The sequence below is a fragment of the Pseudomonas pseudonitroreducens genome (genome assembly GCF_021603645.1).
Taxonomy (GTDB): domain Bacteria; phylum Pseudomonadota; class Gammaproteobacteria; order Pseudomonadales; family Pseudomonadaceae; genus Pseudomonas; species Pseudomonas pseudonitroreducens.
Window position 1 is genome coordinate 63,083 of the sequence record NZ_BQHJ01000013.1, and the last position, 24,267, is coordinate 87,349.

Genomic DNA, 24,267 nt, shown 5'->3' on the forward strand with positions numbered 1-24,267 from the left:
ATTTGTGCGGAAAGCGCTCTGGAACGCTGTGCCGACCGTCGGGTCTGAAAGAGAGTACCCTTGGGCCCGGTGTTACCCTTATGCACATATTTGACGCAGTTGAAACAATGTCCTCCCCTTGACATTGGAGAGCCCATCGCTTAGCTGCAACTGCATGATTTTTAACGTATTTGTAGGGGTGAACAAAAAATCGCCGATCTGTCTGGAACCCTCGTGGCTCGGGCGTTTTGGCGGTATCGAAGGTGCCTTTCAACAGAGTTATCCACAGGAAAGGTGGATAACCTGAACCTGCCCTGTACGAATTTTCCTATCGAGGTGAATCGATGAAAAAGCCTCCGGGATTTGACCGATTTCTCAAGCTCGCCAGCCGTTTTATCGCCGGTGGGCGGGTGCCTGCCCTGCTGTTCGCGGTGGCGCGCAAGAGTGGCCGGGTCAAGCTGGCCAAGACCGATCTGAAACTGCTGCAGGAACTGCTGGTTGCCTGGGTGCGCGGCGACTATCGCGGCATCAGCTCCCAGGCGCTGGTCTCCGTCGTGGCGGCACTGCTGTATTTCCTCTCGCCGGTGGACCTGGTGCCCGACTGGCTGCTGGGCGTCGGCTTCCTCGACGATCTGGCTGTGCTGGCCTGGGTGGTGCGCCGCTGGCAGTCGGAGATCGACGCCTTCAAGCTCTGGCGCGACGCGCAGGGAGTGGAGACGCGCGAGGCCCTGAAGCAACTGCCGCCGCCGGAAGCGATTCAGCGTCTCTGATGCATCCGTGCAATCTGTTCGCCGAGCAGACGCTGGATGGAACCGTCGCTCACCAATGTCTGCAGTACGGCATCCAGCCGCTCGGCGGGGAGTGGTAGCGCCGGGCCGTACGAGCAATGGATGGAGTAGCGCTGCACGTTGCGGCTATTGATCGCCACGGGCAGTGCGTGGTGCTCGGCGAGGAGAAACTCCAATGGTCGGCGCATCTCGATCAGGGCATCCAGGCGACCGGCTTCGAGCATGTGCAGGCGAGTGTCCAGGTCGCGCACATCCGCGCGCTTCACACGACCTTCGGCAAACGCCTGCATCAGCGTGACGGGATAGACATAGCCCAGGCTGGTGCCGATGCGAACATCGTGCAACTGGGCGAGGTCCCGCACCGGCGGTGCATCGGCGCGCTGGGCCAGGGCGTCTTCTTCCTCGAACAGGCTCGGTGACCAGTGCAGCTTTTCCGGCGCCTTCATCCACTCTGGGTTATTGATGCACAGCAGGTGGATCGCGCCCTGTGCGAGCGCGGGCTCGGCGCGCTTGTCCGGGGTTTCGACGAAGCGAACCTCGAGGCCCAGGCGCTGTCCGACGGTTTCGCCCAGGTCGCGGATGAAGCCGGGCGCCAATTCATGGTCGATACTTTCGGCGTAAGGCATGCCGTTGCTTGGCGAATAGCCCCAGCGCAATTCCTCGGCGCCGCACAGGGCGCTGGCCAGGCATAGGCACAATGGAAGGAAGCGCAGCAAGTCGGTCCCCATGTCTGGTGGCGAGAGGCGGTGCGCAGTATAGCCGGCACAGGCGCGCATCAGGCTGTTAAGATGGCCGCCTGCAAGGAGTGTTGTCATGAACGTTCAAGTCATCATGCGTGACGGCGAAGCGGAGTACGCCGTGGTTCCCTGGGCCGAGTACCAGTCCCTGCTGGCCGCCGCCGGCCGTGGTGTTGCCCAGGTCGTCAAGCCGGTTGCCGCCCCGGCACTCGACGAGAAACCGGACTGGAAGGCATTGCGCGAAGCCCGCGGCCTTTCCATCGAAACGCTGGCGCGATCGGTGGGCATCAGCCCGTCTTACCTGGAACTGATCGAGAGCGGCGAGCGCGAAGCCAGCGACGCCATCCAGCATGGCCTGCGTCGTGCCCTGGGCACTGGGGAGTCCGCTTCTTGAGCGTGCAGATCAGTCGCAAGCATTGGGAAGGCCTGCTCGGCGAGCTGGAAGATGCCCGCCGCCAGCGCCATCTGCTCACCTACCGGGCGCTGATCGAGCGCCTGCAACTACCGACCCCGGCGATGACCGTGCTGACCGCCGCGCTGGAGCACCTCGCGGCACTGGATGCCCGCGCCGGTCGCCCGCTGCGCAGCTCGCTGGTGATCAGCCAGGGCGCCAGTCGCCTGCCGCGCACCGGCTTCTTCGAGTACGTCGAGCGTCTGGGCCGCTTCTCCGGCGCGCCGGATGGCCCTGCCGCGGCCGGCTGGCATGCAGCGGAAGTGGTACGGGTCTTCGAGTTCGAGTACCCCGAGGAGCTTTGACGTGGCGAGCCCTCGCGAGCTGTTCTGGCGTTTGCGCGCGCGGTTGAGTTATGCCGTGGCGCGGCGCCTGATGGGCTGGCCGTGGATGGTCCGTCAGCCGAAGTCCTGGGCCTGGATGCAGGGCCAGTTCGCGCGCATGGCTGCCCTGGGCGACGTGGGTGCACAGAGCTTCTACGGGCATCTGCTGCTATTCCGCGGGCAGGGGCTTGGCGCCCGCGAGGAAGGTCTGCGCCTGCTGCGTCTTGCTGCTGTCGCCGGTGATCACAAGGCGGCCTACCAGGTGGGCGTGCAGTCGCTCACAGGCGATACGCGCCACGCCGGCGATGCGCAGGAAGCGGCGCGTTACTGGAGTCAGGCCGCCGAAGCGGGCCACCCGTTGGCGGCGCGCAAGCTCGGCGAGTTGTATCGCAGCGGCGGCCCGGGCCTTGCGCCTGATGAAGCCCAGGCTGAGCGCTACGAGGCGCGCGCCCGCCAGTTGGGCCTCTGAGTCATTCCGCCGTGAGGATGTGCAGGCTGTAGCCAGGCATGTTCTTCGCGTGGCGCTTGGCCTCCGAAGCCAGCCCGGCCAGTTGGCTGGCATCCAGGCGCTGCCCGGCGCCACTCTTCACGTGCACCACGCCGATCGACAGTGACAGCAGCGGATACTCCTCGCGTTGGCCCTGGCGGTTGTGCGCGACGAAGCAGCCCGCGTCCAGGTGTTCGCGGCTGTAGAAACGCCGGCATTGGCCCTGGAAGTCCTCCAGCAGGTGGTTGAGCCGTTCGCGCCAGTCCTGCGTCCCCAGCACCAGCATGAAATCGTCGCCGCCGATATGGCCGACGAAGTCCCGCGTCGGGTCCACGCGCTCGCCCAGGCACTGAGCCAGGCAGAGCAGGACTTCATCGCCGCGGGCATAGCCGTAGAGGTCGTTGAAGGGCTTGAAGCTGTCGATGTCGACATAGCACACCACCGCTTCGCGCCCCTGTTGCAGCAGGCGCGACAGGCACTGCTGAATGGGCACGTTGCCCGGTAGCAGCGTCAGTGGGTTGGCATGCCGGGCCTGGCGGATCTTCAGTTCGGTGATCAGCTTGAGCACGTCGATTACCCGGCCCAGCCCCAGGTAGCGGCCGTTCAGGGTGATGATGAAATCTTCCTCGATGCGCTGTCGCGCGCGGCTGGTGAGCAAGCGGCTGACCTGCTGCAGCGACTGGCTGCGTTCTACCGCAAGGAAGTCATTGCTCATCAGCCGGCTGATTGGCTTGCGCGCATACAACTCCGGCGCGAAGGGCTTGAGCAGGGCATCGGACAGGGCGTGCCGATGGACGATGCCCACCGGCTGGTCGTTGCGGTCCAGCACCGCCAGGGAATTCAGGTTGGCCTGGGCGCGGAAGGCTTCCAGTACATCGCCGATGGGGGTGTCGTCGCGTACTGCCGGATGTTCCAGCAGCAGGGGTTCGAGGTCCGCTTGATCTTCGGCGAGCAACGCGCCGGCGCTGTCCACCTCCGGTAGCAGGGCGCGAGCGTCGCGCGGCGGGTTTTCGTTGGGGCGGCCGAGCAGGTAGCCCTGCACCAGGTCCACGCCCATCTCCGACAGCACCGCCAGCTCCTCGGGTATCTCGATGCCTTCGGCGATCACCTGGGCGCGGGAGGCGTGGGCCATCTTCAGGATCGAGCCAACGAACTCGCGCTTCACCGCATCCAGGTGGATGCCTTCGATGAAGTGGCGGTCGATCTTCACGTAGTCGGGGCGCAGCTCGGACCACAGGCGCAGGCTGGAGTAGCCGGCGCCCAGGTCGTCCAGGGCGATGGAGAAGCCCATGGCGCGGTAGTGATGCAGCGCGGTGTCGAGCAGGGTGAAGTCCTCGATCGGCGTCTGTTCGGTCAGCTCGATCACCACGTCGCTGGGCGAGATGCCGAAGGTCTGCAGCAACTGCAACGTACGGCCGGGCTGGTGGGTCGGTTCCAGCAGGGACTCCGGGGAAACGTTGAGGAACAGCTTGCCCTCGAGCTTCAGGTCGCGAAAGCGCGCGCAGGCCTTGCGCCGGCAAAGCAGCTCCAGCTGGCTCAGGCGGCCGCTGCTGCGTGCAATGCTGAACAATGGCAGGGGCGAGTGCAGGGGGCCGTTGGACGGGCCGCGGGTGAGGGCTTCGTAGCCCACCAGGCGCCGTTCCGAAAGCGACAGGATGGGCTGGAACAGGCAGTGCAGGTCGCCGTGAGCGAGGATCTGGTCCAGCGCGCTCAACTGCTCGGTGACGGTCATGACGGTTCTCGGTGGCTGGAAAAGCAAAGGGCCGGTTTCCCGGCCCTGTGCATTTCACGACAGCGTCATGACTGTTTGATTACATCCGATCAGTGTTTGGCGACCTGGGAGTCCAGATTCAGGTAGTCGATCAGGATGTGCCCGGACTCGGTCAGGTAGGCGTCGTCCTGCGGCTTGGTCTTGTCCTCTTCCGGCAGGGCGTTCTCGTCTTCCTTCTTCAGCTCCTTGAGCGGCTCCTGGCCCTTGGATTTGCGCAGGGCATTCTCCATGGCCAGTTGGCGGTTCTCGATACTGGTCTGCTGGGCGCGACGCTTGGCTTCGTTGAGGCTGACGGTTTTCTCTTTCATCAGCTCCTGGGCCAGGGCGAGGCGCTCGCGGGCGTAGACGAAGTCCGCGTTGTGCTCGGTGCGTGCGTCGTGGCGGGTACGCAGCTGGTCGAGGAACGGCTTGAACGGGTCGGCCTGGGCCTTCAGCGCGGGCTTGATGGTGTCCCATGGCATCGAGTCGGGCAGGGCGCTTTCGCCGATTTCCTTGTCGTCGACGATGGACGGGTAGCTGATGTCCGGGATCACGCCCTGGTGCTGGGTGCTCTGGCCGGAGACGCGGTAGAACTTGGCCAGGGTCAGCTTCAGCTCGCCATGGTTCAGCGGCTGGATGGTCTGCACGGTGCCCTTGCCGAAGGTCTGGCCGCCGACGATGAGCGCGCGGTGGTAGTCCTGCATGGCGCCGGCGAAGATTTCCGAAGCCGAGGCGGACAGGCGGTTGACCAACACGGTCATCGGACCGGTGTAGAAGGCCTTGCCCTCGTCATCGTTGAGCACGTCGACGCGGCCGTCGCTGTTGCGTACCAGCACGGTCGGGCCCTGGTCGATGAACAGGCCGGTCAGCTCGGTGGCTTCCTGCAGGGAGCCGCCGCCGTTGTTGCGCAGGTCGATGACGATACCGTCGACCTTGTCCTTCTGCAGTTCGGCGATGAGCTTCTTCACGTCGCGGGTGGTGGACTTGTAGTCCGGGTCGCCAGCGCGATAGGCCTTGAAGTCGAGGTAGAACGCGGGCACGTCGATGATGCCCAGCTTGTAGTTCTTGCCTTCGTGGTCGATGGTGATTTCCGACTTCTTCGCCGCCTGGTCTTCCAGCTTCACCGCCTCGCGGGTGATGGTGACGATCTTGCTGGTCTGGTCGTTCGGCGCGTTGGTGGAGGGGATCACTTCCAGGCGGACCTGCGAGCCTTTCGGGCCGCGGATCAGCTTGACCACTTCGTCCAGACGCCAGCCGACCACATCGACCATCTCGCCCTTGCCCTGGGCGACGCCGATGATCTTGTCGGAGGTGGCGATCTGCTTGCTCTTCTCGGCGGGGCCGGCCGGTACCAGGCGCACGACCTTGACGTAGTCGTTGTCGCTCTGCAGTACGGCGCCGATGCCTTCCAGCGAGAGGCTCATGTTGATGTCGAAGTTTTCCGCGCTGTCCGGCGACAGGTACTGGGTGTGCGGATCGTAGGTCTGCGCGAAGGCGTTGATGTAGGCCTGGAAGATGTCTTCGCTGCGGGTCTGCTCCAGGCGCATCAACTGGTTCTTGTAGCGCTTGGTCAGCTGTTCCTGGATGGCCTTGTTGTCCTTGCCGGCGATCTTCAGGCGCAGGACCTCGTCCTTCACCTTCTTGCGCCAGAGGTCATCGAGCGCGGCGCTGTCTTTCGCCCAGGGCGATTTCTCGCGGTCGATTTCCAGCGATTCGTCGGTGGTGAAGTCCATCTTGTCGACGCCCTTGTTCAGGGTCGCCAGGGCGAAGTCCAGGCGTTCCTTCAGGCGGTCGAGATGGCGCTTGTAGATGGTGAAGCCGGGCTCCAGTTCGCCGCTTTTCAGGAAGTCGTCGAACTGGGTGCGCCAGGGCGCGAACTGGTCGATGTCGGCCTGGGTGAAGTACATCCGCGCCGGATCGAGGGTCTTCAGGTAGCTGTCATAGATTTTCGCCGAGCGCTCGTCGTTCAGCGGCGGCTTGTTGTAGTGATGGCGCTTGAGCAGCTCAACGATGTTGAGGCTGGCAATCACTTGGTCCCGGTCAGGCTGCAGGCCATCCCAGACGTTCGGGCTGCTGGTGGCGGCGAACGAGGAAAAGGCGGTGGCGCCGAGGATGAACAACAGGGCGGTGCGGGGCAAAAATCGCTTCATGCTGATTCGACTGATCGCGGAGTTATGACGCATATTAGGCCGTAATTGGCGACGCCGGGTTCAATCGCAATAGAAATCGGCGCGAAGAAAAGGCCCGACCTTACGGATCGGGCCCTGCGAGATCACTATGGAGGCAGCGTGAACGCATTGCAAGGCATCGAAGGGCGGGTGGAATGGGCTGAGCGCCCGAACCCGGCTTGCGCACAGGGGCAGATCCGCATCCAGGTCGCTGCCGCGGGACTCAACCGCGCCGATCTGCTGCAGGTGGCGGGTCTCTACCCGCCGCCGCCGGGGGCCAGCGACATCATCGGCCTGGAGTGCTCCGGCGTGGTGACCGAGGTCGGCGCGGGCAGTACCTGGCAGGTGGGCGACCGCGTTTGCGCCCTGCTGGCCGGTGGCGGCATGGCCGAGGAAGTGGTGGTGGACCAGCGTCATGCACTGCCGGTTCCGGCCGGCCTGAGCCTGGCCGAAGCCGCCGCGTTGCCCGAGGTGTACGCCACTGCCTGGCTGAACCTGTTCATGCTCGGCGCACTGCAACCTGGCGAGAAAGTACTGCTGCATGCCGGCGCCAGTGGTGTTGGCTCGGCCGGCATCCAGCTGTGCAAGGCCTTTGGCAGCCCGTGCTGGGTCAGCGTCGGCTCGGCGGATCGCCTGGCCTACTGCGAAGCCCTGGGCGCCGAGGGTGGCGCCCTGCGCGGCGAGAGCCTCGAATCGCTTCGGGATTTCGCCCCCTTCGATGTGATCCTCGACCCAGTGGGCGCCAACTACGCCAAGCTGGACCTGGAAATCCTCGGCCGTGATGGTCGATGGGTGGTTATCGGTCTGATGGGCGGTCGCAAGGCCGAGCTGGACCTGGCCCTGCTGCTGGGCAAGCGCATTCAGCTGATCGGTTCGACCCTGCGTTCGCGCGATGCCGACTTCAAGGCACAGCTGATCGCCGAGCTGGGGCAGAAGGTCTGGCCATTGTTCGAAACCGGCAAGCTGAGCCCACAACTGGAGCGCACCTTCCCGGTCCGCGAGGCGCAGAGCGCCTTCGATGCCCTGGCGAGCAACCAGGTGCAGGGCAAGGTAGTGGTGCTGATCGACGAGAGCCTGAGCTGAGCCGACGCCTGACGCAGGGAGCGCGAATGCATGTCTGACTCACAGGAGCTCGCCGACAGCTCCCGGCGGGAGGATTTCTGGAGCTTGCCCAACTGGCTGAACGGCCCGTTGTGCCTGCTGCAGATGGCCCTGGGTATCGCCGCGACCATGCTGAGCGTGATGCTGTTCATGCTCTCCTTGCCCAAGGAGCCCATCTGGATCGTGCCGGGATTCATCGTGGGGTTTTCCGCGGTGTTCCTGGCGGTCGTCACCCATGAGCTAGGGCACTTCCTGGCGGCGCGCTGCTGCAGGATCGTGGTATTGCGCGTGCGGATCGGCCGCTGGGATGTACGGATACTTCGCACAGGCTGGAAACTCAGTCGTCGCCCCAGGACCGAGCCGCGATTGGGTGGCTTCGTCCTGGCCTTCATGGACCCGCGAGGCTCCTGGCGGCGCCAGCAATTGTGCTTCGTCGCTGGCGGCCCGCTGGCGAACCTGACGCTCGCCGCAGTCGCTGGCCTGGCCGCCATGCTGTTGGCAGGTGGGGCGGCGCAAGGGGCGTTGCTGGCGCTATCCGCCGCCAATGCCTGCCTGGGTGTCGCCAACCTGCTGCCGGCACAACGCAAGACAGTGACCAGCGATGGCCTCTGGCTGTTGCGCTGGTGGCGCGGCCTGGATATCAACCACCCGCAGTTGGCCTTCATGCGTCTGATGGGGCTGGCCTGTGCCGGGAAATGCTCGGATGAGCTGCCTGAAGAGGACCTTCGCCTGCTGGAGATTCAGCAGCAGCCGATGCCGCTACTGGCCCTGTATATCCGTCTCCGGGCGCTTCTGATCCAGGGCGAATGGCAGGCCGCCATGGCGCTTGGCATCGTGTTCCAGGCACAACGCTCCAGCCTTCCCGAAACTATGCAGCGTGCCTTGTACGAGCTTTTGCGTCTGATAGCGGCGGAGCTGGCCTTTGCCGAGGCAATGGCGCGGCGTGATGCATCGGCTTTGTCCGACGACTTGTTGGTACCGCGTCTGCGCAGGGAGTACGCCGGCATCTGGGCGCGCTGCCTGGCACTTCGTGCCGAGCTGGCAGGGGATGAAGGCGAGCGGTGTCGGCAACTGGCATTGGGGCTCGAGCATGCCGCCAATTCGCCGGACCTTTCCCTCGAGCGGGAAGAGTCACGAATCCAGCACTGCATGCTCCAGTCACTGCGAGGCTGATCAGCCTATTTCCAGTTCAGCACGTCCCAGCTCATCTTCTGCGCGTGCTCCAGCAGCACCGGGTCGGCATTCACCACGTGCGGCTTGCCCACCAGCTTGAGCAGCGGCAGGTCGTTGCGCGAATCGGAGTAGAAGTGCGCCTCCGCCAGCGGCTTGTCGTCGCCATCGAGCAGGTCGAGCAGGCGCAGAACCTTGCCTTCGCGATAGGTCAGTACGCCCACCGTGCGGCCGGTGTAGTGTCCGTTGACGACTTCCAGGTCGATGGCCAGCACTTCGTCGATGCCGATTCGTTCGGCGATGGGCTGGACCAGATGCACGCCCGAGGCGGAGATCACCAGCGGGCGGTCGCCAGCCTCGCGGTGGCGGGCGAGGGTAGTGCAGGCGTCACTGTGGATCAGGGGTTCGATGACGTCCTCGACGAAGGTTTCCACTTCGCGTTCGATCTCGTCCACGCTGCGCCCGGCCATCGGCTCCAGGGCGAAGGCCATGTAGTCCTCCATGGGCAGTTTGCCCAGCGCGTACTGCGCCATCAGTTCGGCGTCGCGCTTGAGGAACGACTCCGCGTCGACCCAGCCCAGATCGGCCATGCGCTTGCTCCACAGGCTCGCGCAGTCGCCGTCGATCAGGGTGTCGTCGAGGTCGAATATCACCAGGGTCATCAGGCCACCTCCCGAATGCTTTCAATGTCGATTTGCAGGCCGAGCTGGGTGCCGGCCGGGTACAGGCGCTCGGCGCTGCGGTTGAGGACGTCCACGGTCAGCTCTACGCCACTGGCGTCGACCCGGTAGCGGATCACGTTGCCCAGCAGGCTGTGGGAGAGTACCCGAACCGGGATGCCTTGGCCCGGCTCCACGCTCAGTCGCAGGGACTCGGGGCGAATCGCCACCTGCTGGCGGAAGGGGCGGTCCAGCAGCCTCGTTGCTTGCGCGGCGTCGAGCAGGTTGTAGTTGCCGATGAAGCCGGCGGCGAAGGCGTTCTGCGGCGCAGTGTAGAGCGTCTCGGCGTCGCCGCTCTGGACGATGCGCCCGGCGTTCATCAGGACGATGCGGTCGGACAGGGTCAGCGCTTCCTCCTGGTCGTGGGTGACGAACACCGTGGTCAGCTTCAGTTCCTGCTGGATCCGACGGATCTGCTCGCGCAGGTGCTTGCGGATGCGCGCGTCCAGCGCCGACAGCGGCTCGTCGAGCAGCAGCAGGCGCGGGCGGGTGACCAGCGAACGGGCCAGGGCGACGCGCTGACACTGGCCGCCGGAGAGCTGGTGCGGATAGCGTGAGGCGAGCGGGCCGAGTTCGACCATTTCCAGCACCTCGGCGACGCGTCGGGCGGACTCTGCCGCCGCTACCTTGTGCATGCGCAAACCGAAGCCGACGTTCTGTTCCACGGTCATGTTGGGGAACAGCGCATAGCTCTGGAACACCATGGCGATGCCGCGCTTCTGCGGGCTCTTGGGCACGATGTCCTCGCCGTCCAGCAGGATGCGCCCGCTGTCCACCGGGGTAAGCCCGGCGATGCAGCGCAGCAGGGTGGACTTGCCGCAGCCGCTGGGGCCGAGCAGGGTAACGAACTCGCCGCGTTCGGCGGCGAAGTCGATGTCCTGGAATACCGTGGTAGTGCCGTAGCTCTTGTTCAGTGTCTCGACGCTGAGGAAGCTCATGCCTTGTCCTTCTGTTTGGTATCTGAGCTCAAACGGTTCGCCGCCCAGGTGAGCAGCAGGACGAAGAGGAAGTACGAAACCACCACCGCGCTGGTGTAGTGGCCGCTGCTGTTGCGCATGTTGTTGAGGAACACCTGCAGTGTTTCATAACGGGTGCCCACCAGCAGGTTGGCGAAGACGAACTCGCCGATGAGGAAGCTGAACGACAGGAACAGCGCCACCATCAGGCCCTTGCGCAGGTTCGGCAGCACCACCAGCAGGGCGGCCTGCCAGGTGCTGGCGCCGAGCAGGTGGGCGGCGTCCATCAGGTCGTGCAGGTTGATCGCCTGCAGGTTGTTGCTGATCGCCCGGTACATGAAGGGCAGGGCGATGGTGAAGTAGCAGCCGATCAGGATCCACGGCGTGCCCACGATGGGCAGCGGGCCGGACGCATAGAGCTGCAGCAGGCCGACCGACGACACCACCGGCGGCACCGCGAAGGGCAGCAGGATCAGCACGTTCATCAGCGCGTCCAGGCGCGGGAAGTAATAGTGGATGACGAACATCAGCGGCAGCACCAGCGCCACGCTGAGGATCAGCGCGCCGAAGCACACCAGCAGCGACTGGCCGAAGGCGACGAGGAAGCGCGGGTCGCTCCACAGGGTCAGGAACCACTTCAGGGTCAGCCCGTCCGGCAGCACGCTGGCGCTCCATGAGGTGGCCAGCGAATAGAGCAGGGTGGCGGCCAGCGGCACCAGCAGGATCAGGAACAGTGCGTAGACCACCACGCGGTGGTACAGCGCGTTAGCGTTTCTCGACATGGTAGCTCCGGCGCAGCAGCCACTGGTGGGCCAGGGTAATGATGCTCATCAGGCCGACCAGCACCATCGCCAGGGCGCTGGCCATGTTCGGGTCAAGGAATACGTCGCCCGAGACCAGCCCGGCGATGCGGATCGGCACCACGTTGAAGTTGCCGGTGGTCAGCGAGTAGACCGTGGCATAGGCACCCAGAGCGTTGGCCAGCAGGATGACGAAGGTGCCGAGCAGCGCCGGCGTCAGCACCGGGATGCCGATGTGCCGCCAGAACGCCCATTGGCTGGCGCCCAGCAATGCGGCGGATTCACGCCAGTCCTCGCGCAGGGCGTCGAAGGCCGGGTAGAGCAGCATCACGCCCAGGGGAATCTGGAAGTAGGTGTAGAGGATGATCAGGCCGGTCTTCGAATAGAGGTTGAAGTCCTCGATGATCCCCGCCTGCTTCAGCAGCAGCGTGATGGCGCCGTTGAAGCCCAGGATGATGATGAAGGCGAAGGCCAGCGGCACCCCGGCGAAGTTGCTGGTCATGTTGGCAAAGGCCATCACGAAGTCGCGCAGCCTGCTGTCCACCTGGCGCAGCGAGTAGCTGCCGAGGATGGCGATGAACAGGCCGATCAGGCTCGACCACAGCGAGATTTCCAGGCTGTAGCGGATCGCCTGCAGGTAGAAGGGCGAGCCGAATATCTCGCTGAAGTTGCCCAGGCCCCAGCCGTCGCCGGTGCGCACGCTGTTGATCATCACCCACAGCAGCGGTGCGAGCTGGAAGGCGAAGAAGAACAGCGCGAAGGGCAGCAGGCAGAGCAGGGCGAAGAGTTTTGCGGTGTTCGATCTCATGCCTTGAGCAGCTCCCGGCAGACCGGTTTGTCGTGGGGCGCGCCGAGGATCTCGCACAGCGTGCCGCAGAGTTCGACCTGGCGTGGGCGCGCCTGGTCATCGAGGCTGAACGCCTCGCCGAAGACGAACAGCGGCACTTCGCGCTCCTCCGGGAGGATGCCGCCGTGGCTGCGGTCGTCGTTCATGCCGTGGTCGGCGGTGACCATCACCTGGTAGCCGGCGGCCAGCCACTGGTGCAGGTACTCGGAGAGGATGATGTCGGCGTGCCGCGCGCTGTTGCGGTACTGCGGCGTGCCCAGGCCATGCTTGTGGCCGGCGTCGTCGATGTTCATCGGGTGCACCAGCAGGCAGTTGGGCGCGTGCCGGCGGCGCAGCGACTCGGCATCGGTGAACAGGTGCGAGTCGGGGTAGTGGTCGGTCCAGTAGAAGTGGCCGTGCTGGATCGGCAGGGATTCATCGGCGGTATGACGGTCGCGCGCCGGTTCGAAGGGCGTGCGGTTGTACAGCTCGCTGACCCAGTGGTAGGCGGCCGCTGCGGTGCTCAGGCCGGCGTCGCGGGCGTAGTGAAACAGGCTGCGCTGGTTCGACAGGCGCGACACGTCGTTGTGCAGGATGCCGCTATCGATCGGGCGCACGCCGGTGAGGATGCATTCATAGAGCGGGCGCGACAGCGAGGGCAGCTCGCATTCGAGCCGATAGAGCTGGCCGCGGCCGGCGTTGCACAGCGCTTGCAGGTGGCCCATGCAGTCATGGGCGACGCTGTAGTTGAGGCCGTCGAGGACGACCAGGATGACGTCGTGGCGCATGGGGTGGGGCCTTCGTCGCAACTCGGCCGCCCCGGCGCGAGCCGGGGCGGCTGGGCGTCACTGCATGTTGATGATGACGTTTTCCTGCCATTGGCGCGGCAGGCGCTTGGAGGTTTCCTCCCAGGCCTTGGGATCCTTGATCGGCTGGGCCTTGGCGTACTGCTCGTTAGGCAGCAGCTTGGCCTGCACCTCGGCCGGCAGGGTCAGGTGCTCGGCACGGATCGGGCGGGCATTGCCCTTGGCCAGGTTGATCTGCCCGGCATCGCTGAAGATGTATTCGCGGGCCAGCTTGGCGGCGTTCGGGTTCTTCGCGTACTTGTTGATGATCGTGGTGTAGCCGGAGATCACCGAGCCGTCGGAGGGGATCAGCACCTCGAAGCGCGACGGGTCGATCTGGTCGCGGTAGCTCAGGCCGTTGAAGTCCCAGACGATGCCGACCTCCACTTCACCCTTTTCCAGGGTGTTGATCACCGGGTTGGTCAGCGACAGGCGACCCTGCTTGGCCAATTGCGCGAAGAATTCCAGGCCCGGCTTGATGTTCTTCTCGTCGCCGCCGTTGGCGATACTCGCGGCCAGCACGCCGTTGACCGCCTGGGCGGCGGCGCTGACGTCACCGATGGTGACCTTGTACTTGCCCTTGAGCAGGTCGGCCCAGCTGTGCGGAACGTCCTTCACCAGTTGCTTGTTGACGATGAAGGCGATGGTGCCGGTGTAGGCGAGCGCCCAGTGGCCGTCCTTGTCCTTGGCCCAATCCGGCACCTGGTCCCAGGTGCTGGGCTTGTAGGGCTGGCTGACGTCCATCTGCATGGCGATGGGGCCGAAGGCGGCGCCGACGTCGCCGATGTCGGCGCTGGCGTTTTCCTTCTCGGCCTTGAACTTGGCCAGTTCCTGGGCCGAGCTCATGTCGGTGTCCATGTGCTTGATGCCGTACTTGCTTTCCAGGTCCTTCCAGGTGTCCTTCCAGTTCGCCCAGCTGTCGGGCATGCCCACGCTGTTGACCTGGCCTTCCTTGCGGGCGGCAGCTTCCAGCGATTGCAGATCGGCGTTGGCCGCCATGGCGAGGCTGCTGCCAAGGGCAATGGCCGATCCCAGCAGTGAAGCAAGCATGCGTTTCATTCGGTGCTCCTTCGGTTCAGTGTTTTCAGGCGTGGTCTAGATCAGCAAGACGCAGGCCAATCTAAGCGGGGCGGATGACAGTTTGATGTAAGGCCCAGGCGCACCGGCCTGGCCTCGAGCGCCCAGCGGGGTATCGGGGAAAAGCGTAGACCATGGCCAATGCCTTGATCTGCCTGGTCTACGCTGGTGTCGTTAACTGGCATGAGCGCTGCTTGCAAAGAGGCTGTCACGGGACGGTCATCGGGCTTTCCTAGGATGAACGCACCCCGTCAGGGGAAAGAAATGCCCTGTTCTGGGGCTGGACTAGTCCAAATGAGGGAATCGAATGCGCGATACGGCGCTACCCACGGTCACGGCGATCTGCCGCGCACTTATCGAGCAGATCGACAGCGGTCTGCTCAGTGCCGGCGGCAAGTTGCCGGCCGAACGCAAGCTGAGCGAGCTGTTCGATACCACGCGCATCACCCTGCGCGAGGCGCTGGGGCAACTCGAGGCGCAAGGCCTGATCTACCGCGAAGAGCGTCGCGGCTGGTTCGTCTCGCCGCCGCGCCTGCTGTACAACCCGCTGGTGCGCAGCCACTACCACGCCATGGTGGAAGGCCAGGGGCGAGTGCCGGCGACCGAGGTGCTGTCGGCCCGGCAGGTACCCGCCAGTGCGGCGATCTGCGAGCTGCTGGGGCTGCCGGCACTCTCCAGCGTCTACCAGATCCGCCGGGTTCGGCGGGTGGACGGGCGGCTGGTGCTGTACGTCGAGCACTACCTCAACCCGGCTTACTTCCCCGGCATTCTCGACAGCGACCTGACCTGCTCGCTGACCGAGCTGTATGCCAGCCGTTATGACATTCGCTATGGCCGCGTGCGCTTCGACATGGTGCCCACCGCGTTGCACGGTGAAGCCGCCAGCGTACTGCGAGTCGCCGAGGGCAGCCCGGCGCTGCGCATCACCCGCATCAACGGTGATCAGCACGGGCGCATCATCGATTGTGACCTGGAGTTCTGGCGGCACGATGCCATTCACGTGAGTGTGGAAGTGCCGGATTGATCGCCTACCGTCGAGCCTGATTTGTAGGAGCGTGCTTGCTCGCGAACGGAGTCAGCCGATGGCACCGGAGTTGGGTGGTTCGCGAGCAAGCTCGCTCCTACAGGATCAAAGGCCGATTCAGCGGTCCGGATTCCACTCCGGATAAGCCGGAATGCTGTCCTGCGCCAGCCACGGGCGATCGTGGGATACCCAGATATGCCGCGCCGGACGTGATCCTGGATCGTCGTCCAGGCTGGCAACGCGGACGATGACGTGAGGCTGGCCGTCGCGTTCGGCGATCAGCTGGGTGCCGCAGCGCGGGCAGAACTTGCGCAGCTTGCCGGGCGAGGATTCATACGCGGCAACCTTCTCCGCGCCACGGGTCCAGCGGAAGTGCTCGCGCATCACCCCGGCGGTACTGGCGAAGGCCGCCGAGTGGGCCTTCTGGCACGTCAGGCAGTGACAGTGGCCGATGGGCATGTCGAGGCCGTCGATCTCATAGCCGATGTCGCCGCACAGGCAGCTTCCGTCGAGGGGCATGTTCAGTCTCCGGAAAGAAAAACGCCCGGCGGCTGCCGGGCGTTCGGGTCAGGGCAGCTCGGCGCTGTCGTAGAAGGCGCTGAGGACCTTGGCCAGGTAATGCAGGTCCTGGCTGCCGGCCAGTTCGCGGATGGAGTGCATGGCGAAGGTCGGCAGGCCGATGTCGACGGTGCGCACGCCGATCTGGCTGGCGGTGATCGGGCCGATGGTGGAGCCGCAACCCATGTCGCTGCGGGTCACGAAGCTCTGCACCGGTACTTCGTTCTCCAGGCACAGGTGGCGGAAGAAGCCGGCGGTTTCGCTGTTGGTGGCGTAGCGCTGGTTGCTGTTGATCTTGATCACCGGGCCGCCGTTGAGCTTCGGGCCATGGTTGCCGTCGTGCTTGTCGGCATAGTTCGGGTGCACGCCGTGGGCGTTGTCGGCGGAGACCAGCAGCGAGCGTTGCACGGTCCGGGTGAAGGCGTCGCCCTCGGGCAGCAGTCGGCGCAGCACCTGCTCCAGGAACGGACCGTCGGCGCCGCAGGCCGAACAGGAGCCGACTTCCTCGTGGTCGGTGCAGACCAGCACGCCGCTCTGCTCGTCGTTGCTGCCCAGCAGCGCCTGCAGACCGGCGTAGCAGGACAGCAGGTTGTCCAGGCGCGCGCCGGCGATGAACGCCTGGTCGAGGCCGATCACGGCCGCGCGCTGGGTGTCGTAGAAGCTCAGCTCGTAGTCGAGGATGGCGTCGGCGGTGATGCCGTGTTCCAGTTGCAGCTGTTCACCGAGCAGGTCGCGGAAGTCGCGGGTTTCGCCCGCGGCGACCTGAGCGAGGATCGGTGGCAGCTCAGTCTGCGCGTTGATCGACCAGCCGAGGTTGGCTTCGCGGTTGAGGTGGATCGCCAGGTTGGGGATAACGGCGATGGGCGCCCTGAAGTCGATCAGTTTGCTTTCCACCTTGCCGGCCAGGCGGAAGGTGACGCGGCCGGCCAGCGACAGGTCGCGGTCGAACCAGGGCGCGAACAGCGCGCCGCCGTAGACCTCGACGCCCAGCTGCCAGTAGCCGTTGCGTACCAGCTCGGGGTTCGGCTTGACGCGCAGGCAGGGGCTGTCGGTGTGGGCGCCGACCAGGCGCAGGCCGTTCTCCAGCAGCGGCACGGTGCCGAGTTTGAAGGCGATCAGCGAGGAGTCGTTGCGGGTCACGTAATAGCGGCCACCGGCTTCGGTGCGCCAGGCCTCGCGCTCGTCCAGGCGCTGGTAGCCGGCCTCTTCGAGGCGCAGGGCGAGGGCCTGGGTGGCGTGGAAGGGGGTGGGGGAGGCCGCGAGGAAATCGATCAGGCCCTGGTTGAGTTCTGCACGCATGGGTAACTCCGGACAGCGAATGGCCGGAAGTTTAACGTAAATGCGCAAATCTGCGGCCAGGGGTCGCGCCAACAGGTGGGGCGAGCGTAGGAGCGGACTTTGTCCGCGATCGTTTCCCGCCGGCTCCGAGCCGGCCGGACATACATCGCGGACGGAGTCCGCTCCTACGAAAAAGGAATCAGAACGGTGCGGGCGACTCGAAGCGCAGGCGCTCGCCGGTCTGTGGGTGGGTCAGGGCGAGCATGCTGGCGTGCAGGCACAGGCGGTCGCGCAGGGTCAGGGCTTCGCCTTCGGCGTAGAGGCGATCACCGAGCAGCGGGTGGCCGATGCTCAGCATGTGCACGCGCAACTGGTGCGAGCGCCCGGTGATCGGGGTGAGCTCGACGCGGCTCCAGTTGCCGTGGCGCTCCATCACGCGCCAGAAGGTCAGTGCATGCCGTCCCTGCTCGAAGTCGACCACATGGCGTGGTTTGGTCGGCGGGTCGTAGCGCAGCGGGGCTTCGATGCGGCCGCTGTCCAGTTCCGGCTCACCCCAGCACAGCGCGGTGTAGGCCTTCTCGGTCTCGCGGTCGTGGAACTGGCGCGACAGTTCGCGGTGGCTGTCGGCGTCACGGGCCAGCACGATCAGGCCCGAGGTTTCCCAGTCCAGGCGGTGGACGATGCGCGCTTCCGGGTAGCCGTTCTCCTGCAGGCGGGTGATCAGGCAGTCCTTGTTGTCGTCCGCGCGACCGGGCACGGAGAGCAGCAGGGTGGGCTTGTTCACCACCAGCAGGGCGGCGTCCTCATGGACGAATTCAATCTGGGAAAGCGGCATGGAAGCTCTTGCGCGAATAAGAATGACGAAAACGACTGCGGCGGCCGAAGCCGCCGCAGGTTCACCAAAGCCGGATCAACGCTCCGGCAGGGTGATGTTGAGTTCCAGGATCGAACAGCTGCCCTGGTTGGCCAGCTCGACCTGGACTTGTTCCTGGTCGATGGGCACGTATTTGCGGATCACTTCCAGCAGGTCTTTCTGCAACTGCGGGAGGTAGTCCGGTTGCGAACGGTTGCCGCGCTCGTGGGCGACGATGATCTGGAGTCTTTCTTTCGCGATGGATGCGCTGTTTTGCGCCTTCCGGCTGCGGAAGAAATCTAAAAGGCTCATTCACGTCCTCCGAACAGTCGTTGCAGGAATCCTTTCTTTTGCACATCGAGGAACCGATGGGGCATTTCCTTGCCCAGCAGTCGCTCGACGGCGTCGCTGTACGCCTGGCCGGCGTCGCTCTCTTCGTCGAGGATGACCGGTACGCCCTGGTTGGATGCCTTCAGCACGGCCTGGGATTCCGGAATCACGCCGAGCAGACGGATGGCCAGGATTTCCTCGACGTCTTCGACGCCGAGCATTTCGCCCTTGGTGACCCGCTCCGGGTTGTAGCGGGTCAGCAGCAGGTGTTCCTTGATCGCATCCTCGCCTTTCTCGGCGCGGGCGGACTTGCTGGCCAGCAGGCCGAGCATGCGGTCGGAGTCGCGGACCGAGGAGACTTCCGGGTTGGTCACGACGATCGCCTCGTCGGCGTAGTACATGGCCAGGTGGGCACCTTTCTCGATGCCGGCCGGGGAGTCGCAGATCACATAGTCGAAGGTCTGCTTGAGCTCTTCGATGACCTTGCCGACGCCTTCCTGGGTGAGCGCATCCTTGTCGCGGGTCTGGCTGGCGGCCAGCACGAACAGGTTCTCGAGGCGCTTGTCCTTGATCAGGGCCTGGGTCAGGGTCGCTTCGCCATTGATGACGTTGACGAAGTCGTACACCACGCGGCGTTCGCAGCCCATGATCAGGTCGAGGTTACGCAGGCCTACGTCGAAGTCGACGATGACGGTCTTGTGGCCGCGCAGGGCCAGGCCGGTGCCGATGGCTGCGCTGGTGGTGGTTTTACCGACGCCACCCTTACCGGAAGTGACTACGAGGATCTTGGCCAAGGTGATTCACCCCAAAGAAAAAACGAAGAATTCTGGTCCCTGAAAGTCGCGGCAGTATCCGTTAAAGGCGGGTGATGTTCAACACGTCACCCGACAGGCTGACGTGCACCGCCTGGCCCCATTGCGGACTGCGTCGCAGGTCTTCGGCGACCTTGTAATTACCAGCGATGGACACCAGCTCGGCGGCCAGTTGCTGGCAGAAAATACGTGCGCTGGTATCGCCCTTGACGCCGGCCAGGGCGCGTCCGCGCATCGGACCGTACACATGGATATTTCCGTCGGCGAGAAGTTCCGCACCCGGGCTGACGGGGGCGAGCACGATCAGGTCGCCGCCGGCGGCGTAGATCTGCACGCCGCCGCGTACCGGAGTGGTTACCAGCTTGGTCGGTCGGACGACCGGTGCCGGCGGCTCGGCCGGTTTTTCCGCAACGGCTTCCGGCGCTTCGGCGGTTGCCTGGACGTCAGCGTCCGTCGGTTTTTCCTGCTTGGCCTCGGCGGCCTGCTCAACCGGCTGCTGCGCCGGCTTTTCGGCCTGCACGCCGGCACCTGCAGCCTGTTCGACCACCTTCTCGGAGAGCTTCTCGCCACGCGGGCGACGTACCGGTGCGGCGCCGGTCACCTGCGGGACGCTGTCCCTGGGTTCGACCGGACGCTCGCGGGAGGAACCCGAAGGCGGCAGCACCGGAATGTCGAACATGGTGGCCAGGCGGATGTCTTCCTCGCGGCTGGCGCGCACGGCCAGGGTGCGCAGGCCGTGGCGGCGGCAGATATCCAGCACGCCCTGCAGGTCGAGCTGGCCCTCGCCATCGGGCAGCTTGTCCAGCGCCAGTACCAACGGGGTGTCACGGAAGAAGTTGGGCGCCTGGGCGACCTTGTCGGCGAGCTGGCGGTCCAGGCGCGGCAGGTCATTGTGGGCCAGTTCCAGAACGGTGACGGCCAGCATGCTGCCCTTGAGCTGGAATACGGGATCGTGGTCGAGAAGGTCGGCTTGGCTCATGGTCAGGCTGCATCACTAAATGGTGTGGACTTATAACGGAGCGCCCCGGCAGCCGCAAGCATGGCGGTAGGCCAGGGCGCGAAGGCGGGCGCGCTGTGCGCCGGCAAGGTAGAATGTCGGGCTTTGACCTAGCCGGAAAGTTCCATGGACCGCCCCACCTTTCGCCGTGAGTTCCTCCATCCTCGCCATTGGCCGCTCTGGCTCGGTCTTGGTGTGCTGTGGCTGGTGGTGCAGCTGCCATACCCGGCGCTGCTCTGGCTCGGGCGTGCGCTGGGAGCGCTGATGTACCGCGTGGTGGGCAGCCGCCGGGCGATCGCCGCGCGCAACCTGGAGCTGTGCTTCCCGGAGCTCTCCGCTGCCGAGCGCAAGCGCCTGCTCAAGGAAAACTTCGCGTCGACCGGCATCGCCTTCTTCGAAATGGCCATGAGCTGGTGGTGGCCCAAGGCCCGTCTGGCCAAGCTCGCCCACATCGAGGGCATCGAGCACCTGAAGAAAGCCGAGGCCGAGGGCAAGGGCGTGATCCTCATGGCCATGCACTTCACCACCCTGGAGATCGGTGCGGCGTTGCTCGGCCAGGTGCAGACCATCGACGGCATGTACCGCGAGCACGACAACCCGGTGTTCGATTTCGTCCAGCGCACCGGCCGCGAGCGGCATAACGCCGACGCCACCGCCATCGAGCGCGAGGACGTGCGCGCCATGCTCAAGGTGCTGCGCGCCGGCCGCGCCATCTGGTACGCGCCGGACCAGGACTACGGCGCCAAGCAGAGCCTGTTCGTGCCACTGTTCGGTATCCAGGCCGCCACGGTCACCGCCACCACCAAGTTCGCCCGCCTGGGCCGCGCGCTGGTGCTGCCGTTCACCCAGTCGCGTCTGGCCGATGGTTCCGGCTACCGCCTGACCATTCATCCGCCGCTGGAGGACTTCCCTGGCGAGAGTGAAGAGGCCGACTGCATCCGCATCAACCAATGGGTGGAAAGCGAAATTCGCCGCCAGCCCGAGCAGTACCTCTGGGCGCATCGGCGCTTCAAGAGCCGCCCGGAGGGCGAGCCCAAGCTCTACGACAAGAAGAAGTAGGCCGTTCATCTTTCCGGCGGCCTAAGCTGGTAACGACGCGACAAGGACTTCTGCCGTGACCGACTCCGCCACTCTCCCGCAGCAATCACCGGCCGTCACCGGCCTGATCCTCTCCGGCGGTGGGGCGCGGGCGGCCTACCAGGTCGGTGTGCTGGCCGCCATCGCCGAATTGCTGCCCGAGGGCGCCGAGAATCCCTTTCCGGTCATCGTCGGTACCTCCGCTGGCGCCATCAACGCGGTCGGGCTGGCCTGCGGAGCACTCTCCTTCACCGGTGCGGTGGAGCGCCTGACCAAGGTCTGGAAGGGCTTTCGCACCGGGCAGGTATACCGTGCCGACTGGCCCGGCGTGTTCAGCCAGGCCTTCAAGTTCCTCGGCCACAGCCTGCTCGGGTTGGGTAAGCGCGAGCCGGTGGCGCTGCTGGACAGCACGCCGCTGCGCTATCTGCTGGAACGCGAGCTGGACCTCTCCGGCATTGCCGCCGCCGTGCGTCGACGCAACCTGCGCGCGGTGGCGGTAACGGCGTTCGGCTACGAATCCGGCCAGGCGGTGACCTTCTACCAGGGCCGCGCCACCATCGATCCCTGGCTGCGCCACCGGCGCATCGGTGTGCCGACGCGCCTGCAGATCGAGCATTTGCTGGCCAGCTCGGCGATCCCGCTGCTGTTCCGCCCGGTGAAGATTCTCCGTGAGTTCTTCGGCGACGGCGCGGTGCGCCAGCAGGCACCGATCAGCCCGGCGCTGCACCTGGGGGCCAATCGCGTGCTGGTCATCGGCGTCAGCGGCAACCCCACGCTGGGCAGCGCCAACGAGCAGGTCGCGAATTACCGCACCGGCCAGCCGCCGAGCCTGGCACAGGTAGGCATCCACCTGCTGAACAGCACTTTCATTGACAGCCTGGAAGGCGATATTGAGTTGCTGCACCGCATCAACTTCCTCAGTTCACTGGTGCCCGAAGAGGCGCGCCGCTCGACGCTGGGGCTGGCGCCGGTGGACGTGTTGCTGATTTCGCCGAGCAGGCCGCTGGACGAGATCGCCGCGCAGTTCCGCCACGAGCTGCCCAAGCCGTTGCGCCTGTTCCTGCGTGGGCCGGGGGCGACCAAGGCGAGCGGGGCGGGGGTGCTCAGCTACCTGCTGTTCGAGCCGGGCTATTGCAATGCGCTGATCGATCTGGGGTATCGCGATGCCATGGAAAAGCGCGCGGAGATCGCGCGCTTTCTGGGGATGGAGGAGTGGTCGCTGTAGGCCCGCGGCGGTATTGCCATGAGCGTAGGAGCGGACTCCGTCCGCGATTGGCATCAGGCGCGTGGGGAAACCATCGCGGACGGAGTCCGCTCCTACGTGTAGCCAGCCCTGTGCGTCTCGGTCAGACCGCGAACACACCATCGCGGTAGTCGCGCAGGGCCTGCTCGATCTCCTCGCGGCTGTTCATCACGAACGGGCCGTACTGCACGATGGGTTCGTTGAGCGGCTTGCCTGCCAGCAGCAGGACGCGCGCGCCCTGGTCGCTGGACAGCTGGATCTCGTCGCCCTGGCCCAGGCGCACCAGGCGGTTGCTGGCGACGTTCTCGTTACTGCGCTCACCCGGCACCTGCAGCGAGCCTTCATAGACGTACAGCATCACCCGATGGCCCGCCGGAATCTGCGGAGCCACCGAAGTGCCCGCCGGCAGGACCAGATCGTAATAGTGCGGTTCCGTGCCCGGACGCTGCACCGCGCCATCGATGGCGGTCTCGCCGTCGTCGAAGCGCCCGGCGATCACGGTCACGCCCACACCTTGCCCGGTGGTCACGCGCGGCACGTCTTCCGGCTCGATATCGCGGTAGCCGGCCGGGGCCAGCTTGTCCTTCGCCGGCAGGTTCAGCCACAGCTGGAAGCCACGCATGGCGCCTTCCACCTGCTCGGGCATCTCGCTGTGGATGATGCCGTGGGCCGCTGTCATCCACTGCACGCCGCCGGGCTTGAGCAGGCCGGTATTGCCCAGGTGGTCTTCGTGGCGCATGCGTCCTTCGAGCATGTAGGTGACAGTCTCGAAGCCACGGTGCGGGTGCGCCGGGAAGCCGGCGATGTAGTCGTCGGGGTTCTGCGTGTCGAACTGGTCGAGCATCAGGAACGGATCGAAGCGTTCGATGCCAGGGCCGCCGATCACTCGGGTCAGGCGCACGCCGGCACCGTCGGAGGCCGGGTGGCCGATGTGCTGGTCGATCACGGTACGTAAGCGGGTCATGGGGACCTCCTTGATCTGTGAATGGAGATCATCCTAGTCCCAATTGATGGATCAATGGTTGCGAGTTTTTCAGCGTACCAATCGATAAAATAGATGTGTTAATGGAAAGAAAACCGCCGCCCGAAGGCGGCGGTTTCGTCTCACTCCTGAATCTGCAGGCGCCGGGCTTCGGTGTAGAAGTAGCGCAGCTTCTCGTACTCGAAGGGCGTGTTCATCTGCCCGTAGCGGAAGCCGTTGCTGTAGCGCTTGTCGATGATTTCCAGCACCGGCAGTTCCCAGTACTCGCGGCTGATCTCGGAGTAGTTCAGGTAGTTCACTTCGCGCGCGGCGACGAAATCGGTGACCAGCCCGCCGGTGTCGCGCAGGTTGGACGGGCCGAGGATCGGCAGCATCAGGTACGGGCCATCGGGCACGCCCCAGTAGCCCAGGGTCTGGCCGAAATCCTCGCTGAGCCTGGGCAGGCCCATGGCGGTGGCCGGGTCCCACAGGCCGCCGATGCCGAAGATGGTGTTGAACAGCAGCCGCGCGGTGCTGTTCGCCGCGCGCTGGGGCTTGAGTTGGGCAACGCTGTTGAGCAGCGTCGGCACTTCGCCCAGGTTGCTGAAGAAGTTGCTCACGCCCGTACGCACGAAGTGCGGGGTGACGTACTCGTAGCCGTGCACCACGGGCAGGAAGACCCACTCGTCGAAGCGGTAGTTGAAGTGATAGACCCGACGGTTCCACGACTCCCAGGGGTCGTAGACGTTGAGGGCGTCGAAGGTGGCGCGCTCGAACTCGCGCTGGTCCAGGCCGGGGTTGAACTTCAGCGCATCCAGCGGGTGCTTGAAGCCGTCGTCGTCCGGCGCCATGTCGAACTTGGTGGTGATGGGCGTCTGTACCGGTTGTGCGGTCTCGGCCTGGGCGACGCCGCAGGCCAGCAGCAGGGCAAGAGTCCAGGAATGGCGGAGTGGCATG

Annotated in this window: 26 protein-coding genes; 9 read left to right on the forward strand and 17 right to left on the reverse strand. The window is 65.2% G+C overall.

All coding sequences use genetic code 11. The annotated features are described in order from the left end of the window. Positions 1-323 precede the first annotated feature (323 nt). Positions 324-749: a YkvA family protein gene (locus L6D89_RS26850; protein ID WP_236171535.1), complete on the forward strand. Its 426-nt coding sequence runs from the start codon at positions 324-326 to the stop codon at positions 747-749. On the opposite strand, the gene L6D89_RS26855 is transcribed toward L6D89_RS26850, so the two are convergent. Then, entirely contained in the window at positions 737-1,495 is a 759-nt protein-coding gene (locus tag L6D89_RS26855) for a substrate-binding periplasmic protein (RefSeq protein ID WP_236171979.1), read from the reverse strand. The two genes, L6D89_RS26850 and L6D89_RS26855, sit on opposite strands and share 13 nt — an antisense overlap. Positions 1,496-1,580: 85 nt before the next feature. On the opposite strand from L6D89_RS26855, the gene L6D89_RS26860 reads away from it, so the two are divergent. From L6D89_RS26860 to L6D89_RS26870, 3 genes are all read left to right on the forward strand, one after another. Further along, positions 1,581-1,898 (forward strand): helix-turn-helix domain-containing protein, encoded by a 318-nt coding sequence (locus L6D89_RS26860; RefSeq protein ID WP_236171534.1) that lies wholly within the window; start codon positions 1,581-1,583, stop codon positions 1,896-1,898. Beyond that, complete coding sequence (locus tag L6D89_RS26865) at positions 1,895-2,260, forward strand: hypothetical protein (RefSeq protein ID WP_236171532.1); 366 nt, start codon at positions 1,895-1,897, stop codon at positions 2,258-2,260. The genes L6D89_RS26860 and L6D89_RS26865 overlap by 4 nt, the downstream gene beginning before the upstream one ends. Positions 2,261-2,330: 70 nt before the next feature. Next, positions 2,331-2,747 carry an SEL1-like repeat protein gene (locus L6D89_RS26870; RefSeq protein WP_236171977.1) on the forward strand — a complete coding sequence of 139 codons (417 nt, stop codon included), beginning with the start codon at positions 2,331-2,333 and terminating at the stop codon, positions 2,745-2,747. A gap of 1 nt (position 2,748) precedes the next feature. Here L6D89_RS26870 and L6D89_RS26875 read toward each other — a convergent pair whose 3' ends face one another. Next, positions 2,749-4,497 carry a bifunctional diguanylate cyclase/phosphodiesterase gene (locus L6D89_RS26875; protein WP_236171530.1) on the reverse strand — a complete coding sequence of 583 codons (1,749 nt, stop codon included), beginning with the start codon at positions 4,495-4,497 and terminating at the stop codon, positions 2,749-2,751. An 89-nt stretch (positions 4,498-4,586) separates the two neighbouring features. Further along, positions 4,587-6,665 (reverse strand): carboxy terminal-processing peptidase, encoded by a 2,079-nt coding sequence (locus L6D89_RS26880; RefSeq protein ID WP_236171529.1) that lies wholly within the window; start codon positions 6,663-6,665, stop codon positions 4,587-4,589. 138 nt (positions 6,666-6,803) lie between these two features. On the opposite strand from L6D89_RS26880, the gene L6D89_RS26885 reads away from it, so the two are divergent. Both L6D89_RS26885 and L6D89_RS26890 read left to right on the forward strand, forming a co-directional pair. Then, positions 6,804-7,766: an NAD(P)H-quinone oxidoreductase gene (locus tag L6D89_RS26885; RefSeq protein ID WP_236201689.1), complete on the forward strand. Its 963-nt coding sequence runs from the start codon at positions 6,804-6,806 to the stop codon at positions 7,764-7,766. A gap of 108 nt (positions 7,767-7,874) precedes the next feature. Further along, a complete protein-coding gene (locus L6D89_RS26890) occupies positions 7,875-8,957 on the forward strand; it encodes a M50 family metallopeptidase (protein WP_236201690.1) in 1,083 nt (360 codons plus the stop codon). Between the two features lie 5 nt (positions 8,958-8,962). Here L6D89_RS26890 and L6D89_RS26895 read toward each other — a convergent pair whose 3' ends face one another. From L6D89_RS26895 to L6D89_RS26920, 6 genes are read right to left on the reverse strand one after another with little or no spacing between them, the layout of a single operon-like run. Beyond that, entirely contained in the window at positions 8,963-9,616 is a 654-nt protein-coding gene (locus L6D89_RS26895; protein ID WP_236201691.1) for an HAD family hydrolase, read from the reverse strand. Continuing rightward, positions 9,616-10,611, reverse strand: a complete 996-nt coding sequence (locus tag L6D89_RS26900; RefSeq protein ID WP_236201692.1) for an ABC transporter ATP-binding protein — start codon at positions 10,609-10,611, stop codon at positions 9,616-9,618. Before L6D89_RS26900 ends, L6D89_RS26895 begins: the two co-directional genes overlap by 1 nt. Beyond that, positions 10,608-11,411: an ABC transporter permease gene (locus tag L6D89_RS26905; RefSeq protein ID WP_236171524.1), complete on the reverse strand. Its 804-nt coding sequence runs from the start codon at positions 11,409-11,411 to the stop codon at positions 10,608-10,610. Before L6D89_RS26905 ends, L6D89_RS26900 begins: the two co-directional genes overlap by 4 nt. Next, entirely contained in the window at positions 11,395-12,237 is an 843-nt protein-coding gene (locus L6D89_RS26910) for an ABC transporter permease (RefSeq protein ID WP_236171523.1), read from the reverse strand. The genes L6D89_RS26905 and L6D89_RS26910 overlap by 17 nt, the downstream gene beginning before the upstream one ends. After that, entirely contained in the window at positions 12,234-13,043 is an 810-nt protein-coding gene (locus tag L6D89_RS26915; protein WP_236201693.1) for an alkaline phosphatase family protein, read from the reverse strand. The genes L6D89_RS26910 and L6D89_RS26915 overlap by 4 nt, the downstream gene beginning before the upstream one ends. A 57-nt stretch (positions 13,044-13,100) precedes the next feature. Further along, a complete protein-coding gene (locus L6D89_RS26920) occupies positions 13,101-14,159 on the reverse strand; it encodes an ABC transporter substrate-binding protein (protein ID WP_236171521.1) in 1,059 nt (352 codons plus the stop codon). Positions 14,160-14,484: 325 nt separating this feature from the next. Here L6D89_RS26920 and L6D89_RS26925 point away from each other — a divergent pair, with 325 nt between their 5' ends. Further along, entirely contained in the window at positions 14,485-15,201 is a 717-nt protein-coding gene (locus L6D89_RS26925; protein ID WP_236201694.1) for a UTRA domain-containing protein, read from the forward strand. 117 nt (positions 15,202-15,318) lie between these two features. Here L6D89_RS26925 and L6D89_RS26930 read toward each other — a convergent pair whose 3' ends face one another. The 6 genes from L6D89_RS26930 to minC form a co-directional block, all read right to left on the reverse strand. Next, entirely contained in the window at positions 15,319-15,720 is a 402-nt protein-coding gene (locus L6D89_RS26930; protein ID WP_373873558.1) for a GFA family protein, read from the reverse strand. Between the two features lie 48 nt (positions 15,721-15,768). Then, complete coding sequence (locus tag L6D89_RS26935; RefSeq protein WP_236201695.1) at positions 15,769-17,058, reverse strand: M18 family aminopeptidase; 1,290 nt, start codon at positions 17,056-17,058, stop codon at positions 15,769-15,771. Positions 17,059-17,236: 178 nt separating this feature from the next. Then, complete coding sequence (locus L6D89_RS26940; RefSeq protein ID WP_152221710.1) at positions 17,237-17,872, reverse strand: RluA family pseudouridine synthase; 636 nt, start codon at positions 17,870-17,872, stop codon at positions 17,237-17,239. Positions 17,873-17,947: 75 nt separating this feature from the next. Then, a complete protein-coding gene (gene minE / locus L6D89_RS26945; protein ID WP_045210300.1) occupies positions 17,948-18,202 on the reverse strand; it encodes a cell division topological specificity factor MinE in 255 nt (84 codons plus the stop codon). Then, positions 18,199-19,014: a septum site-determining protein MinD gene (minD, locus tag L6D89_RS26950; protein WP_184589816.1), complete on the reverse strand. Its 816-nt coding sequence runs from the start codon at positions 19,012-19,014 to the stop codon at positions 18,199-18,201. Before minD ends, minE begins: the two co-directional genes overlap by 4 nt. 61 nt (positions 19,015-19,075) lie before the next feature. Next, positions 19,076-20,011, reverse strand: coding sequence for a septum site-determining protein MinC (gene minC / locus L6D89_RS26955; RefSeq protein WP_236201696.1), 936 nt, complete (start codon positions 20,009-20,011; stop codon positions 19,076-19,078). A gap of 144 nt (positions 20,012-20,155) precedes the next feature. On the opposite strand from minC, the gene L6D89_RS26960 reads away from it, so the two are divergent. Together L6D89_RS26960 and L6D89_RS26965 are read left to right on the forward strand one after the other, a co-directional pair. Next, positions 20,156-21,088 (forward strand): lipid A biosynthesis lauroyl acyltransferase, encoded by a 933-nt coding sequence (locus L6D89_RS26960; RefSeq protein ID WP_236201697.1) that lies wholly within the window; start codon positions 20,156-20,158, stop codon positions 21,086-21,088. A gap of 55 nt (positions 21,089-21,143) precedes the next feature. Then, positions 21,144-22,331, forward strand: a complete 1,188-nt coding sequence (locus tag L6D89_RS26965; RefSeq protein WP_236201698.1) for a patatin-like phospholipase family protein — start codon at positions 21,144-21,146, stop codon at positions 22,329-22,331. A gap of 121 nt (positions 22,332-22,452) precedes the next feature. Here L6D89_RS26965 and L6D89_RS26970 read toward each other — a convergent pair whose 3' ends face one another. After that, a complete protein-coding gene (locus tag L6D89_RS26970; RefSeq protein WP_236201699.1) occupies positions 22,453-23,313 on the reverse strand; it encodes a pirin family protein in 861 nt (286 codons plus the stop codon). Positions 23,314-23,453: 140 nt separating this feature from the next. Further along, entirely contained in the window at positions 23,454-24,266 is an 813-nt protein-coding gene (locus tag L6D89_RS26975; RefSeq protein WP_236201700.1) for an MlaA family lipoprotein, read from the reverse strand. Position 24,267: the final 1 nt, after the last annotated feature.

Excerpts from the sequence above, each read along its gene's own strand:
- L6D89_RS26850 (WP_236171535.1), top strand. The coding sequence starts at position 324 with ATGAAAAAGCCTCCGGGATTTGACCGATTTCTCAAGCTCGCCAGCCGT.
- L6D89_RS26855 (WP_236171979.1), bottom strand. The coding sequence starts at position 1,495 with ATGGGGACCGACTTGCTGCGCTTCCTTCCATTGTGCCTATGCCTGGCC.
- L6D89_RS26860 (WP_236171534.1), top strand. The coding sequence starts at position 1,581 with ATGAACGTTCAAGTCATCATGCGTGACGGCGAAGCGGAGTACGCCGTG.
- L6D89_RS26870 (WP_236171977.1), top strand. The coding sequence starts at position 2,331 with ATGGGCTGGCCGTGGATGGTCCGTCAGCCGAAGTCCTGGGCCTGGATG.
- L6D89_RS26875 (WP_236171530.1), bottom strand. The coding sequence starts at position 4,497 with ATGACCGTCACCGAGCAGTTGAGCGCGCTGGACCAGATCCTCGCTCAC.
- L6D89_RS26880 (WP_236171529.1), bottom strand. The coding sequence starts at position 6,665 with ATGAAGCGATTTTTGCCCCGCACCGCCCTGTTGTTCATCCTCGGCGCC.
- L6D89_RS26895 (WP_236201691.1), bottom strand. The coding sequence starts at position 9,616 with ATGACCCTGGTGATATTCGACCTCGACGACACCCTGATCGACGGCGAC.
- L6D89_RS26900 (WP_236201692.1), bottom strand. The coding sequence starts at position 10,611 with ATGAGCTTCCTCAGCGTCGAGACACTGAACAAGAGCTACGGCACTACC.
- L6D89_RS26905 (WP_236171524.1), bottom strand. The coding sequence starts at position 11,411 with ATGTCGAGAAACGCTAACGCGCTGTACCACCGCGTGGTGGTCTACGCA.
- L6D89_RS26910 (WP_236171523.1), bottom strand. The coding sequence starts at position 12,237 with ATGAGATCGAACACCGCAAAACTCTTCGCCCTGCTCTGCCTGCTGCCC.
- L6D89_RS26915 (WP_236201693.1), bottom strand. The coding sequence starts at position 13,043 with ATGCGCCACGACGTCATCCTGGTCGTCCTCGACGGCCTCAACTACAGC.
- L6D89_RS26920 (WP_236171521.1), bottom strand. The coding sequence starts at position 14,159 with ATGAAACGCATGCTTGCTTCACTGCTGGGATCGGCCATTGCCCTTGGC.
- L6D89_RS26925 (WP_236201694.1), top strand. The coding sequence starts at position 14,485 with ATGCGCGATACGGCGCTACCCACGGTCACGGCGATCTGCCGCGCACTT.
- L6D89_RS26930 (WP_373873558.1), bottom strand. The coding sequence starts at position 15,720 with ATGCCCCTCGACGGAAGCTGCCTGTGCGGCGACATCGGCTATGAGATC.
- L6D89_RS26935 (WP_236201695.1), bottom strand. The coding sequence starts at position 17,058 with ATGCGTGCAGAACTCAACCAGGGCCTGATCGATTTCCTCGCGGCCTCC.
- L6D89_RS26940 (WP_152221710.1), bottom strand. The coding sequence starts at position 17,872 with ATGCCGCTTTCCCAGATTGAATTCGTCCATGAGGACGCCGCCCTGCTG.
- minE (WP_045210300.1), bottom strand. The coding sequence starts at position 18,202 with ATGAGCCTTTTAGATTTCTTCCGCAGCCGGAAGGCGCAAAACAGCGCA.
- minC (WP_236201696.1), bottom strand. The coding sequence starts at position 20,011 with ATGAGCCAAGCCGACCTTCTCGACCACGATCCCGTATTCCAGCTCAAG.
- L6D89_RS26960 (WP_236201697.1), top strand. The coding sequence starts at position 20,156 with ATGGACCGCCCCACCTTTCGCCGTGAGTTCCTCCATCCTCGCCATTGG.
- L6D89_RS26970 (WP_236201699.1), bottom strand. The coding sequence starts at position 23,313 with ATGACCCGCTTACGTACCGTGATCGACCAGCACATCGGCCACCCGGCC.
- L6D89_RS26975 (WP_236201700.1), bottom strand. The coding sequence starts at position 24,266 with ATGCCACTCCGCCATTCCTGGACTCTTGCCCTGCTGCTGGCCTGCGGC.